General features: G+C 36.6%; 15 protein-coding genes and 2 pseudogenes. 7 read left to right on the top strand and 10 right to left on the bottom strand.

Annotated features, from left to right (window positions below; all coding sequences use genetic code 11):
• Window positions 1-3: 3 nt before the first annotated feature.
• From C5469_RS12525 to C5469_RS12535, 3 genes are all read left to right on the top strand, one after another.
• A complete protein-coding gene (locus tag C5469_RS12525; protein ID WP_166306883.1) occupies window positions 4-363 on the top strand; it encodes a DUF2620 domain-containing protein in 360 nt (119 codons plus the stop codon).
• Window positions 364-374: 11 nt separating this feature from the next.
• Entirely contained in the window at window positions 375-1,730 is a 1,356-nt protein-coding gene (locus C5469_RS12530; RefSeq protein WP_166306886.1) for a YhfT family protein, read from the top strand.
• Window positions 1,731-1,809: 79 nt separating this feature from the next.
• The gene (locus C5469_RS12535) at window positions 1,810-2,931 is read left to right on the top strand and encodes an aminotransferase class V-fold PLP-dependent enzyme (protein WP_166306889.1); all 1,122 of its coding nucleotides are present in this window, start codon (window positions 1,810-1,812) and stop codon (window positions 2,929-2,931) included.
• Window positions 2,932-3,142: 211 nt separating this feature from the next.
• On the opposite strand, the gene C5469_RS12540 is transcribed toward C5469_RS12535, so the two are convergent.
• From C5469_RS12540 to C5469_RS12585, 10 genes and pseudogenes are all read right to left on the bottom strand, one after another.
• The gene (locus C5469_RS12540; protein ID WP_166306892.1) at window positions 3,143-3,838 is read right to left on the bottom strand and encodes a helix-turn-helix transcriptional regulator; all 696 of its coding nucleotides are present in this window, start codon (window positions 3,836-3,838) and stop codon (window positions 3,143-3,145) included.
• A gap of 148 nt (window positions 3,839-3,986) precedes the next feature.
• On the bottom strand, window positions 3,987-4,658 hold the full coding sequence (locus C5469_RS12545) for a helix-turn-helix transcriptional regulator (protein WP_166306895.1): 672 nt from the start codon (window positions 4,656-4,658) through the stop codon (window positions 3,987-3,989).
• 31 nt (window positions 4,659-4,689) lie between these two features.
• Entirely contained in the window at window positions 4,690-5,370 is a 681-nt protein-coding gene (locus C5469_RS12550; RefSeq protein WP_166306898.1) for a helix-turn-helix transcriptional regulator, read from the bottom strand.
• Window positions 5,371-5,426: 56 nt separating this feature from the next.
• Window positions 5,427-6,119 carry a PAS domain-containing protein gene (locus C5469_RS12555; protein WP_166306901.1) on the bottom strand — a complete coding sequence of 231 codons (693 nt, stop codon included), beginning with the start codon at window positions 6,117-6,119 and terminating at the stop codon, window positions 5,427-5,429.
• 1,121 nt (window positions 6,120-7,240) lie between these two features.
• A complete protein-coding gene (locus C5469_RS12560; RefSeq protein WP_166306904.1) occupies window positions 7,241-7,936 on the bottom strand; it encodes a helix-turn-helix transcriptional regulator in 696 nt (231 codons plus the stop codon).
• Between the two features lie 132 nt (window positions 7,937-8,068).
• Window positions 8,069-8,737, bottom strand: a complete 669-nt coding sequence (locus tag C5469_RS12565) for a PAS and helix-turn-helix domain-containing protein (protein WP_166306907.1) — start codon at window positions 8,735-8,737, stop codon at window positions 8,069-8,071.
• Window positions 8,738-9,726: 989 nt separating this feature from the next.
• Window positions 9,727-10,192: pseudogene (locus C5469_RS12570) on the bottom strand (hypothetical protein).
• A gap of 68 nt (window positions 10,193-10,260) precedes the next feature.
• Window positions 10,261-10,536, bottom strand: coding sequence for a helix-turn-helix domain-containing protein (locus C5469_RS12575; RefSeq protein WP_166306910.1), 276 nt, complete (start codon window positions 10,534-10,536; stop codon window positions 10,261-10,263).
• Window positions 10,537-10,627: 91 nt separating this feature from the next.
• Window positions 10,628-10,885 carry an AlpA family phage regulatory protein gene (locus tag C5469_RS12580; RefSeq protein ID WP_166306913.1) on the bottom strand — a complete coding sequence of 86 codons (258 nt, stop codon included), beginning with the start codon at window positions 10,883-10,885 and terminating at the stop codon, window positions 10,628-10,630.
• Window positions 10,885-11,082 (bottom strand): helix-turn-helix transcriptional regulator, encoded by a 198-nt coding sequence (locus C5469_RS12585; protein WP_166306916.1) that lies wholly within the window; start codon window positions 11,080-11,082, stop codon window positions 10,885-10,887. Before C5469_RS12585 ends, C5469_RS12580 begins: the two co-directional genes overlap by 1 nt.
• Before the next feature lie 296 nt (window positions 11,083-11,378).
• On the opposite strand from C5469_RS12585, the pseudogene C5469_RS12590 reads away from it, so the two are divergent.
• The 4 genes and pseudogenes from C5469_RS12590 to C5469_RS12605 form a co-directional block, all read left to right on the top strand.
• A pseudogene (locus C5469_RS12590) lies at window positions 11,379-11,780 on the top strand (recombination protein NinG); the annotation flags it as partial.
• Window positions 11,764-11,970 carry a hypothetical protein gene (locus tag C5469_RS12595; RefSeq protein WP_166306919.1) on the top strand — a complete coding sequence of 69 codons (207 nt, stop codon included), beginning with the start codon at window positions 11,764-11,766 and terminating at the stop codon, window positions 11,968-11,970. The pseudogene C5469_RS12590 and the gene C5469_RS12595, both read left to right, overlap by 17 nt.
• Window positions 11,971-11,988: 18 nt before the next feature.
• Complete coding sequence (locus tag C5469_RS12600) at window positions 11,989-12,429, top strand: antiterminator Q family protein (RefSeq protein WP_166306922.1); 441 nt, start codon at window positions 11,989-11,991, stop codon at window positions 12,427-12,429.
• A 174-nt stretch (window positions 12,430-12,603) separates the two neighbouring features.
• Window positions 12,604-12,804: a hypothetical protein gene (locus C5469_RS12605; RefSeq protein ID WP_166306925.1), complete on the top strand. Its 201-nt coding sequence runs from the start codon at window positions 12,604-12,606 to the stop codon at window positions 12,802-12,804.
• The last annotated feature ends 30 nt before the right edge of the window (window positions 12,805-12,834 follow it).

The raw sequence follows: 12,834 nt of genomic DNA on the forward strand, positions 1-12,834 counted from the left end.
CATATGAGATTTGTTATCGGAGGACAAATTGAGAAAGAAAAAATTGTGGAAACTTTACGCCGTTTGGCTGGAGATAAAGCTTCGTCCATTACCTTAATGAGCGACATTGAAGCAGCCATGGCACTGGAGAGTGGCAGTGCGGATTATTATTTGGGTGCCTGTAATACTGGTGGGGGTGCCTTGGCAATGGCAATTGCTATCGTGGGTATAGATAAATGTGTCACGCTCAGTATGCCGGGAAAAATTCTGTCTGACGAAGAGATTATTGCGCATGTGAACGCCGGGAAGACCGCATTTGGTTTTATTGGTCAGGATATAGAAGCTGTCATCCCGGTGATTATCAGGGCTATTTTTTCTTCATAAGGACATAGAAGATGGAATACGAATTTTTCACACGTTTAATGGAAATTGATCCGTTTAAAGCGGGTTTGCTGGCTGTTATTGGTGGGATATCAGCCATGATGGCTAACTGTGGTATTGCGGTATTTCATGACGGGTTGCGCCCTTTAATCCCGGAACATCTTGAAGGGCGTATGAATCGTAAAACCTTAGCGGCGACCAGTTTTGCCTTAAGTTTTGGTCTGGTTATCGGTTTTGGCATTCCATTCTCGCTTACAGCACCGATTATCTTGGTGCATAGCTTGTTGCTGGGAACAGATGTGATCGGTACCTGGTGCGCAAACAGTAAAAAAGGTTTCGTGATTTCTGGTGTCCTGGGGGCATTGTATGCCGTTGCTTTGATGACGGGTTTACGATCTGTTGTTGATATCTTTGCCCATTTACCCGTTAATTTCATGAACAATCTGAGTAAGGTTGGCGATCCTATCGTTGCCTGCTTTGCGTTATTCCCTGCGATTGTTGTGGCGTATCAATATGGATATCGCAAAGGGATATGGGTGCTGATTGCGACACTGGTGGGGTATATCGCGACGAAAGCGATAGGCTCACTAAGTTTTGGTGGAGCCCTGAGCAAACCAGTGCAACTGGACCCCAACGGGGTAGCGCTCCTGATTTCGATGATTGTAATGTTCTACTTTGCAATGAAAGAACGTGCTCCCAAAGCAGGAGATGGACAAGCTTCAGCTAAAGGTGCAAATGAGATGTTGGTTGGATTATTTTCTACGCGAATACAGCGTATTCAAAATAACATCTGGCTATTGGTAGTGAGTGGTGGCTTGACTGCTGTGGCAGCTTCGATGTCACTCAGTCTGCTGGCAGAAGGGCCGGTATCACTGCAATTGATGGCGCAGGGGGAAGGGGCTAACGCTACGTTGGTGGCTTTGGCCAGGGCAATCAGCTTTGTTCCATTAGTCGGCATGACTGCTATTGCTACCGGGGTGTATAGCCCGGTGGGTATGAAATTCGTGTTTGTTGCCGGATTAGCCACGAATAACCTGTGGATTGCCTTCATTGCTGGCAGTGTGATTATGTTTATGGAAATCAAACTACTGGCAAGAATTGCTATCTGGCTGGATAAATATCCTGGCGTGAAAGCCTGTGGCGACCATATTCGAACAGTCATTACCCGCATGTTGGAGGTTTCCTTATTAGTGGGGGGAATGATTGCTTCCAACGCTATTCTGCCGGGAATGGGATTTATGGTGGTGGCGGGCATTTATCTGCTTAATCGCACGTCTAAGCGTCCTTTAGTTGAAATGGCTATTGGGCCTATTGCAACGATTGTGGTTGGTGTTCTGGCTAACGTCATTCATCTGGTAGGTATTCGTTAATTGAATAAATAGATCCTCTCCCTCTATTTTGTGATGTTTGTGATGGCAACAAGAAAGGGAGAGGGTCGGAGAGCAGATATTGAACACTCATCCATTACGTAGCTTGAATATGGAACAGGCACAGCAAAAACAGTTCCATTTAGTTGATATTATCTGCCGCCATTTTCCCGGTGCCGATTTCTTGACTACTGGAGATTTGGGATTGGTTCCGGGACTGAACCAACCACAGATGACGCAGCGAGTTGAATGTGTTATTGCAGATTTCTTTTCCGCTGAGTCAGCTGTATTAGTGCAAGGAGCGGGAACAGGGGCAATACGCAGTGGTCTGGCGGCATTAGTTAACGTGGGCGATACTCTGTTGGTTCATGATGCACCGTTATATCCCACAACCGCTACCATTGCTGGACAGATGGGTTTAAATCTTATACGGGCTGATTTCAATCAATCTGAACGAGTACATGCTGCGATTTTGCAACATCGTCCGGTAGCCGGGTTGGTACAACATACGCGCCAGAAAATCGATGATTCTTATGAGTTGGCTACTGTAATTTCATTGATGAATGCTGCGTCGTTACCGGTACTGGTTGATGATAATTACGCAGTTATGAAAGTAGAACATATTGGTTGTGAATGTGGTGCTGCGTTGTCAACTTTCTCCAGTTTTAAATTGTTTGGCCCGCAAGGTGTTGGTGTGGTGGCAGGTCAAAAAGCGGCAATCGACAGCATCCGACGTAGTATGTATTCCGGAGGAAGTCAGGTGCAGGGATTTCAGGCATTGGAAGTGTTGCGCGGGCTGGTATTTGCGCCGGTAATGCATGCTGTGCAGGCTCAAGTGAGTGAAACGTTGGTTACCTGGCTTAATCAGGGAATAATACCGCAGGTAAAACAGGCAGTGATTGCAAACGCACAATCTAAAGTATTGTTGGTAGAATTTTATGACGAGATTGCAGAACAAGTCCTTTGCTTTGCACATGAACTTGGTGCGCTGCCTTATCCGGTTGGTGCTGAATCAAAGTTCGAAATTCCACCGTTGTTTTACCGGTTATCTGGTACATTCCGTCAATCTGATTCCACTTTAGAAAAGCGGATGATACGAATAAATCCTAATCGAAGTGGTGCGGAAACGGTGATGCGAGTTTTGAGTGAAAGTTGTGCGCGGGCTATCGCCTTGCCTTGTAGTGATCAGAAGTCAGATAAGTAGAGGGTTATTTTAGAGGCGCTACATCCGCCACAATGGGCGGTATATTATCAGTTATTTAAAACGTTTTAACATATTTGGAGTATAAAGAGTCAGTGTCAAGATTTATAACTTGATGGAGTAGAAGAATCTGCAATATCATTGATTGTATTCCTAGTTATTACTCAAATTGTCAATATATTCAAAGAGAAAAAATAATAGCAAAATCGATTGCTTACAGTAGAAAATGACCTATAGATAGAGAATATCTTGGTGGAACATATAGGTCATAACCATTTTCTTTACAAAGTGAGCGTAATTCCATAGTTGAGCTGACAGACAATTTTTCATAGATATTTTCGAAATATTTTTCTACAGTGCGGCATGACATATGCATTTCATTGGCCATATCTTTGTTATTAATACCGCAGCAAAATAGAAAAATCATGATCCATTCAATTTCTTTTAAAATATCATTCGGGGGCCTGGAGCTGATCGATATAGGTGTACTATTCTTCATATAATGAGATACGGTAAAATGCTCTACTTCTTTAGCATGGCAAATAATTCCCATACATTGATTATTCTCATCCATCAAGGGATATTTTTCACAAAAATAGGATTTAGGTCGTTGACCATTACCTTGAGGATAAGTCCCAATAGATGATATTCGTTGCATACATTTTAAGACATGACGATCATGTTCTTTAAAATGGTGGGAAAAACCATTGACTGGCGTTGGTAATTGTTCATCAGTATATCCGACAACATCAAAGTTTTCAGGTAACTTATTGGCTTTTATAAACACCGTATTTGCATAAATAAAACGGGATTCATTGTCTTTTACAAACCATGCGTCAGGGCTTCTATCCCACATATTTGTGAACTGACGGGTAATAAAAGGGACTTTTCTAAATGCTGATTCACTCATACATATCCTTCGAGGTAATTATTGTTTTTTAACCTATTGAATGTAGGTATATTCTTTATGAAGAAAAACATATTCCCGCAGAGCTATCTATTTTATCAATAAATAATGGACAAAGGTAGCATATATAAACTGGGAATTAATACGTAATCTAAGACAATAAAAATTTCTCTGGTATAAAGTGGTTAAAGTTATTGACCAGACAGTATTCTTCCAGTTGCTGACTGGAATGAACACTAACCTTACGATATATTCGGGTCATATGAGTCTCAACAGCATGATAGGCAATATTCAGTATCTGTCCAATCTGTTTTCTGGAGTGTTTCTGTAAGAATAAGAAGATGATATCCCACTCGTGTAGAGTAAAAAGATCATTTGGTGGTTGGAGTATAATGGAAGAGGGTAGTTTGTCATAATATTGATATAAGTGGGCCAATGAGTACTCTTTAGCTTTCCACATATGATACATAATTCCTATGCAGCTCCCATCTTCGTGATAAAAAGGCAGCTTTTCACAAAAATAAGAGGACCGAGTTTGCTCTTTGCCAAATACATGTGTTTCAAGTGAACATACTCTCTGTCCTTCGGTCATGACATTTTTATCGTGGACAATGAATTCTTTTGCAAATTCAGCACCATCCCAGGGAAGTTCATGATCATCAAGCCCTTCGTAATCAAACGATTCTTTGAAATTATGAATGGATTTTTTTGTTGCTGAATTACCATAAATAAAATTTGAAGAACTATCTTTTATTCCCCATGGTTCATTGCTCATCTCCATTGTGTTAATAATTTGAGGTGATATTACATAGTTCTTCTTCATGTTGGTAGAAAATCCTTTATAAATCTATGGGTTAAAGAAACATTCTGCTTTCCGGGTGCACAAATCTTTCTGGCACATAGAGATCATAATCATTAAAGCGACAATATTCTTCCAATTGATAGCTAGAACTCACGCCGATCTTTTTATATATCCGTGACATATGGGTTTCAACAGTACGGTAGGAGATATTCAATACTCGCCCCATTTGTTTACTGGTATACTTTTGTAAAGAGAGGAAAATAATATCCCATTCTCGTTGGGTGAAAAGATCAGTCGGTGGTTGAAACATAATTGATGCGGGGAGTTTTCCGTGGTATAGACGGGTTAATGAAAAATCCTGGGCTGGCCAACCATGAAACATAATGCCTATACAACTGCCATCATCATGATAAATAGGGGATTTTTCAAAAAAATAAGAGGACAGAATTTGTTCTTTCCCAAATACATGTGTTTCAAGTGAACATACTCTTTGTTCTTTTGTCATTACACTTTTATCATGAGCAATAAACTCTTCTGCAAATTCAGCACCATCCCAGGGAAGTTCGTCATCGAAAAGTCCTTCATATTCAAAGGAATTTGGAAAATTTTGGAGATATTTAAATGCCTGATTAGCATAAATAAAGCATGAATTTTTGTCTTTTATTCCCCAAGGGTCATTACTTTGCTGCATTGTGTTAATGACTTGGGATGAGATAGTTAATTTATTCTTCATATTATCATTCCGTTTTGACAGTTTTTGAGTTTAACTCTTAATATCTGAGTTTATGATCAATTTAGCTCTATGCTACCAATAGTGATAAATCTTTCTGGAATATAAAGATCAAATTTATTTTCCTTACAGAAATCCGTTAGTTCTTTATGCTTAGGTAAGTTAAATTTTTGGTAAATAGACTGAATATGATTAACAACATCTTCTGTACTTATCATTAATTCTTCACTGATGTGTTCTTTATCCACTGAACGCAGAGTTAAAAAGAGAACTTCCCATTCAGTTTGAGTCAGTATATCGTTAGGTGGTATAAACTTTAGCGTTTCTGGCAATGTTTTTTCATAATAATAAGAAACAGAAAAATCCTGTGTTTTGTATATATGAAAGGTAATACCAATACAGTCACCATTTTCATCACAAAGCGGATATTTATTACAGAGGTAAGTTTGCTTAACCCTATTTTCTCCAAGTGGATGTGTTTCTAGCGAGGTTACCCGTTGCATAGTTTGAATAACTTTTTGATCCTGACGGCGGAATTCTCTTTCATATTCTGCAACAGGAGAAGGTAATTCACTGACTGAAAGCCCTGTAATATCGAAATCTTCAGGCAGATTGAGTAGTCGATAGAAAGCGGGATTGGCATAGATAAATCGTGACTGGAGATCTTTAGCTCCCCAGGGTTCATCACTTCTTTCCCACGTATAGATTAATTGTGGAGTGATATTATTAGGTTTGTTTCTTATATTTTTCATTGCAGATCCTAAACTATTATTCAAGCCGTTATATGAGATGGGGTTATTTCCTGATTCTACTTAAAATAGCTTGGTCATATAATAGAATATAATAATTTATTCGTCAAAATACATATATTTATTAATTAAACTCTTTATTGTTTTTCAAAGTAATGTTCAATGGTAATAAATATCACTGTTAATACTATTTTGTATAGAGATTATTTGTTCTATTTATTAAGTAGTCAGGTTAATGAGTTGGATTTTTAATCTATTGATCAATAAGTGATCTGTGTCATAAATGTTCTGTCATGAATTGAAGATCTAAGAGTTATTCTGATAACAGATACTTATAACAGGATGAAATAAAAGGTATTATTCCTTCGGAACAGAATAATACCGGGGAAATAGATCTAATTAAAATAGTGCTGAATTAGTTAAAGATTTTTTCTTAAATGTAACATTCTAAGTATCGTAATTCGATAAGCTTTTTGTTGAATATGGCGGCAGGATTGACTATCAGAGCGTTTCAGTCCGGAAGAGCAAGGAACTTCTTAAATAGCTATTCTTAAATAAAATTAAGGTTAGCTACATTCTTCTGAATTTAGTTTTTAAAGCATAATTAAATAGAAAACTTACTTAGAACAGTATAGTTGCGAAAGATAAAGTTGCATTTCAAATTCCATTTAGATATCTGTAACAATCGGAGCCTTACCTCGTTAATTCTGTGGTTTGTATTAATGGCTTTTTATCTTGACAGCACAGGCGTAATAAGCATTAGAACGAAAAAATTAGCTTGATTTCTCCAAATTAAGATATTTTACTGTGGAGTCTGTTTGCTGAATAGTGATATATACTGCAAAGGAATTTACAAAAAATTTAACCATTATGATGACCTTACAATACACTCGGTAAAGCACTAGTAATGTTAGGTCAGATGTATATTGGCCGATTGTATTCTATAATTATCAATTATTACCCTGATGTTGAAAATCGTTGGCAAAAAGTAAAAGACATAATATGTGAATCATAAATTATATTTATTGATATAAAGTTATTCTGTTAAATCTATACACATCTCATTAGTAATTCAGGTTAACTAAATAACCAATATAAAAATACATAATAGTAAACTCGAACATTTATAATAAAAAATGGCCTATAGGTTTAAAATATTTTGATGGAATAAATGTATCATAACCATTTTCTTTGCAAAATAGTCTTAATTCAATAGCTGAACCGACTGATAGCTTCTTATAGATACATTCAAAATATTTTTCTACAGTATGGCATGAAATTTTCATTTCATCGGCAATGCATTTATTGCTGATACCGCGACAGAATAGAAAAATAATAATCCATTCTTTCTTTGTTAATATATCGTTAGGTGGCTTAAGCCGAATAGATATAGAGGTGTTATTCTTGATGTAATGAGATACTGCAAAATGGTCTATTTCTTTGGCGTGGGATATTACTCCAATACATTGATTATTTTCATCCATTAGTGGGTATTTATTACAAAAATAGGATTTGGGTCGTTGATCGCTGCCTTGAGGATAAATCCCAATAGATGATATCCGTTGCATACATTCTAAGACTTTACGATCATGCTGTTCAAAAAGGTGAGCAAAACAATTAAATGGTGTAGGTAATTCTTTATCAGTATATCCGATAACATTAAAGTTTTCAGGTAACTTGCTGGCTTTAATAAATACTGTATTTGCATAAATGAAACGTAATTCTTTATCTTTTACAAACCATGCCTCGGAACTTCTGTCCCATGTATTCGTTAACTGAGAGGTAATAATAGGAGATTTTTGACATCCTGATTCACTCATAAATAACCTTTAAAAAATTATTGAATATAATTATGATATTTGTAAATAAAAATATATTCCAATGGAACTGATTGTTTTGTCCATTAATAATAGACAAAGGAAGTATATAGAAACTGGGAATTAATACGTAATCTAAGACAATATAAATTTCTCTGGTATAAAGTGATTAAAATTATTAGCCAGACAATATTCTTCTAGCTGTTGGCTGGAGTTAATGCCTGTTTTTCGATATATCTGAACCATATGAGATTCAATAGTACGATAGGTAATATTCAATATCTGTCCAATCTGTTTTTTGGTCTTTTTCTGTAAAAAAAGAAAAATAATATCCCATTCACGTTGAGTAAAAAGATCAGTGGGTGGTTGGAACATTATCGATGCAGGTAATTTGTCATGATATTGATGTAGACAAGTTAATGAATAGTCTTTTGCTTTCCACCCATGATATATTACTCCCATGCAACTTCCATCTTCGTGATAAAAAGGTGATTTTTCAAAAAAATAAGATGATAGAATTTGTGTTTTGCCAAATATATGTGTTTCTAGTGAGCATATCGTTTGCTCTTTTTCCATCACTTTTTTATCATGATTAATAAATTCTTCTGCAAATTTAGAACTATCCCAAGGAAGCTCATTTTCATAATGTCCCTCGTATTCAAATGAATTTGAAAAATTCTGAAGAGATTTTAATGCCAGATTACCATAAATGAAGCATGAATTTTTATCTTTGATTCCCCATGGCTCATTGCTTACTGTTAATGTGTTAATAATCTGAGATGATATAGTTACGTTATTTCTCATATTATAATTCCTTTTTTTAATTTTTAGGTTTCGAACTTGATATGTTTGAATTATGCAATCAGTTTAATACGTTACTACCCGCAATGACAAGTTTTTCGGAAATATAATTATTATCGGTATTTTTATTACGAGAATCGGTTAATTATATATTTCATTGTAGATTACATTTTGGGTAAATATGGTCAACATAATTAACGATATTTTATTCTGCAATAGGGGAGGGTTATTTATCAATTGGAAACTTTTGTGCTATTGTGCTGTTAAGACAAATTGAACGGTTGGTAGAAAATGAGCGGGATATATCTGATATGGAAATTTTTAATTATTTAACTGATTTTTTTACTGATTACATTTAATTTGTTGGGAAAATAAAATATTATTACTATTTGATAAATCAATTTTAAATATAAGTTAATATAACTATGAGATACTATTCATATGTGTGAATTATTTAATTCCGATGAGTATTGAATAGGGTGGTGTAGAAGATTTCTTAAGTCATAATCGTTAATTGATAGAATTCTGTAAATAACTGGAGCCTGGATTAATAATTTTCAGAGATTAATCAGACTATCGTCCTCAAGGGGGAGGGGCTTCCAGCTTGCAGGGTAGCAAAATCACGCGTCTTGTCGTTTTTGGTGTCACGGGGATAAGCCAGAAAACCTTTGGCTTTTTTACTGCCGCCACCGTTCACAAGATCAGTTCAGGGATAACGGTATAACCATCCTTTGGCGCAATTGAAGTAATTTGTTCATGGTGTTTCTGCGGTTAGTGATTTTTTACGGAAAGGGCTATTTAATACCATAAAAAATAATAGGAAAGCCCCTAAAAATCAGAGTCTAAACAGGCGAAAACATGAGGACAGAATATTTATAAAATTTTTTACTCACATAATTTAATGTCTTTGGCATAAGTTGTGGGCGACATCCATATAAATGTCACTATTAATAATAGTATCATCCCTCCTAATGCTTTAAAATATTTACTATTCACCTCAACCTTCCTAATCCATTAAAAAATATTGTAATTCCGCTTCTGGTGTTCTTTTCATTGCTTCTCTTAAAAATGCTATTAATTTTTCACTTATTCCATATTTTTTGTCAAGAATGTCTAAATCATAAGCTACCAAAATACCAGTAACCAAAACTATTCCGGCAACAGCAATAATAGCTGTTTTAGCCATATCCATTGTTATGTTGCCGATAAAATCGGCTAAGGTATATTCATCCTTAAAAATACTTTCCATCACTCGGTAACCAATAGAAAAGATAATACAGAATCTAACACTTTTAACAATACTTGAATTAAGACCTTGCTAGCCTATCCCCATTGCCAGCATTTTAGGGGGGGATTGGCACCGTATCGTGTTCCCCTGACAAGGCGTCTAAGACCTGCATGCCCTGACAGGTGAATATACCTATTTCCATTTTCTCCCACATGTATTGTCGCGGTGATATTTAACCTCTTAACCTCTGGATACGGTTAGCGCCATTATTAGGTGTCAGTGCTGTCTCAAACAGTATTCAATTTTTAGAAGTGTGTTTGTAATTCACTAAAATCTGATGAATAGTTAAAACAACATCAGAAAAATTATCATCTACAATATAAAAATAGCACTCAGGAACGTTTAATACTTTGGAAAATGCACACATTATTTCGAAGGTTAGCTGATGGGTTCCATTTTCATACTGTGATACTCTCGCTCGTGCTGACTTTTCATCTATGCCAGCTGCAATTCCAAGTTTTTCTTGCGTGATCTTTGCACGCAAACGAGCGGCTTTTAAACGTTTGTTGATCATAAATTTAACCGTCAGTTATTAAAAATGTAGTTGACGATATATTTAACATTTCTTAATACATTTTTTGTCAAAATTTACTTAACAAGAATCACTATGGGTTATTCACGTTTTCTATAGTTGGAGGATTACGTATCCACCATAAAACATCACTTAAAAGCCACGCGCAGGAATTACGACCAAAATGACAGCGAGGGGGAAATAGACCTAGACTTTCTAATTTGTGGCAATGTCCTCTCGATATACTCGTTAATCTTTTTCTCTCTGCTTCCCTTATTCTTCGCTCGAATTCTCCATAAACGGAAAGAACATATTTCTTCTGTTCGTCAGTAGGTAATATAAATTTTTTCATTACATTACCTCACCGCGAGATTCAGCGATACGTTGATCTATCCAGCCATCAATTTCTGATTCAACAAAAGCGACTGAGCGAGTACCTATTTTAACTTGCTTTGGGAATTTATCATCTGCGATAAGTCTGTAAATCCACGCCTTGCTATAACCAGTTCTGCGTTGAACTTCGGGTAGACGAATAAAATTTTTAGCCATTTTGTTTACTCCTATGTACGTTCAAATTACAAGAGCGATATTGGCATAAGAATATACCCTGATAGTAACGTTATCTCTTTATTGGACACGCAACAAGCTCTATACATTCAGCTTGTTTCTTTGAAAAACCCCGATCAACAAGAGCTATTATGATACTCTCTTGATTACCTCGGGTTGATTTATCATCAGGATTATATCCAACCCATTCTTTATTTCTTATTTCTATAGCAAGAGCTAATGGATCGTCTTGTCTAAAGTTGTTCAAAAATAAGATATCATCTTTTGAATTTAATTCGTTAGCAGTAAAGCCAAGAAGTTATTTTATTCAGCAAGCCCAGCGTTCTGTTAATGCATATATCAGATATCGGGATAAAGATAAGCCGTGTATTTCATGCGGCACTACAGAATCATCACAATGGGACGCAGGGCACTATAGAACGACATCAGCAGCGCCGCAATTACGCTTTGATATAAGACAAATACATAAACAATGTATTGTCTGCAATCGGCATCACTCGGGGAACCTGGTTCCATATCGGATTGAGCTTATTGATCGCATTGGTATTGAGGCTGTTGAAGATATTGAGAGTAATCATGATCGTCATAGATGGACTATCGAAGAGTGCAAAGCGATCAAGACTGAATTTGATGAGAAATTAAAGAAACTCAGGAGATTAAGCAATGACAATCTTCACTGATATATCGGCGGCAATTGATGAAGCAAGATTTTTACGACAGGAAACAAAGCATCATCATGTTGTCACTCAAAAACGAAATGGAACTCTCACAGTCAGACAAGAAGTCGGAATAAATAAAGAGAGCCGTCTACGTAAAGTATATAGCACTCGTTATGATTGTCGCATAGCAACAGTATTGCCGAACACTTAAAATAGCCGGGGTAAACATATGCGTGATATTCAACAAGTTCTAGAGCGCTGGGGCGCTTGGACGGCTGATAATAGGGAAGACGTTTATTGGTCCCCTATTGCTGCTGGATTTAAGGGACTCATACCCAGTAAAGTTAAATCGCGGCCACAATGCTGTGAAGATGACGCTATTGTTATTTCTAGCTGTATGGCAAAGTTAAACAAGAACAATAGCGACATTCATGATTTATTATTTGACTATTACGTATTCGGAAAAACATTCATGCAATTAGCCCATGATCATAAATGCTCTGACGGTCATATCGGTAAAAAATTACAAAAGGCGGAGGGTGTTATTGATGGCATGTTAATGATGCTGAATATCAAGCTAGAAATGGACAAACACATTGAGCGGGAACCTGCCAATATTAATTATTCGGTAATTTTTGAAAATAAACAGCAAAAAACTTTACGATCGTAAAAAGGGTGTTATTGTGATAAGAGTGATAGCTATGTCACGCAGCTTATCGAATTAACAAGCCTCGCCCAGTGCGGGGTTTTTTATTGCCTGAAATTCAGATAAGACTTGCTGTTGTCATTGTTCAGAGTTACATGTGTGTCTATGCACAATAACTGACCAAAGGTTTGAATTATCATGCTAAAACATGAAGATATGACAACAACTGCCGCTTGTGTGTTGGAAACAGTGCCACTGTATGACTGGGTTTCTATTCCTGATGTTTCCACTCTGACGGGGCTATCAACACCGCGTTGCCAATTACTTTTAACTCAATTTTGTCTGGCTGGCTTGATGGAAAGCCGGGACAACGACACCTTTTTCAAGCGTTGTCACTGATGGAGTAACTTCTTAAGCGGTAAAATGAAC

The sequence above is a fragment of the Photorhabdus cinerea genome (assembly GCF_011189575.1).
GTDB lineage: Bacteria > Pseudomonadota > Gammaproteobacteria > Enterobacterales > Enterobacteriaceae > Photorhabdus > Photorhabdus cinerea.

What these genes read in the sequence shown, in the direction of transcription:
- C5469_RS12585 (WP_166306916.1), bottom strand. Translation starts at nt 11,082, where the DNA reads ATGGCTAAAAATTTTATTCGTCTACCCGAAGTTCAACGCAGAACTGGT.
- C5469_RS12580 (WP_166306913.1), bottom strand. Translation starts at nt 10,885, where the DNA reads ATGAAAAAATTTATATTACCTACTGACGAACAGAAGAAATATGTTCTT.
- C5469_RS12560 (WP_166306904.1), bottom strand. Translation starts at nt 7,936, where the DNA reads ATGAGTGAATCAGGATGTCAAAAATCTCCTATTATTACCTCTCAGTTA.
- C5469_RS12525 (WP_166306883.1), top strand. Translation starts at nt 4, where the DNA reads ATGAGATTTGTTATCGGAGGACAAATTGAGAAAGAAAAAATTGTGGAA.
- C5469_RS12555 (WP_166306901.1), bottom strand. Translation starts at nt 6,119, where the DNA reads ATGAAAAATATAAGAAACAAACCTAATAATATCACTCCACAATTAATC.
- C5469_RS12545 (WP_166306895.1), bottom strand. Translation starts at nt 4,658, where the DNA reads ATGAAGAAGAACTATGTAATATCACCTCAAATTATTAACACAATGGAG.
- C5469_RS12595 (WP_166306919.1), top strand. Translation starts at nt 11,764, where the DNA reads ATGACAATCTTCACTGATATATCGGCGGCAATTGATGAAGCAAGATTT.
- C5469_RS12540 (WP_166306892.1), bottom strand. Translation starts at nt 3,838, where the DNA reads ATGAGTGAATCAGCATTTAGAAAAGTCCCTTTTATTACCCGTCAGTTC.
- C5469_RS12605 (WP_166306925.1), top strand. Translation starts at nt 12,604, where the DNA reads ATGCTAAAACATGAAGATATGACAACAACTGCCGCTTGTGTGTTGGAA.
- C5469_RS12550 (WP_166306898.1), bottom strand. Translation starts at nt 5,370, where the DNA reads ATGAAGAATAAATTAACTATCTCATCCCAAGTCATTAACACAATGCAG.
- C5469_RS12565 (WP_166306907.1), bottom strand. Translation starts at nt 8,737, where the DNA reads ATGAGAAATAACGTAACTATATCATCTCAGATTATTAACACATTAACA.
- C5469_RS12530 (WP_166306886.1), top strand. Translation starts at nt 375, where the DNA reads ATGGAATACGAATTTTTCACACGTTTAATGGAAATTGATCCGTTTAAA.
- C5469_RS12600 (WP_166306922.1), top strand. Translation starts at nt 11,989, where the DNA reads ATGCGTGATATTCAACAAGTTCTAGAGCGCTGGGGCGCTTGGACGGCT.
- C5469_RS12575 (WP_166306910.1), bottom strand. Translation starts at nt 10,536, where the DNA reads ATGATCAACAAACGTTTAAAAGCCGCTCGTTTGCGTGCAAAGATCACG.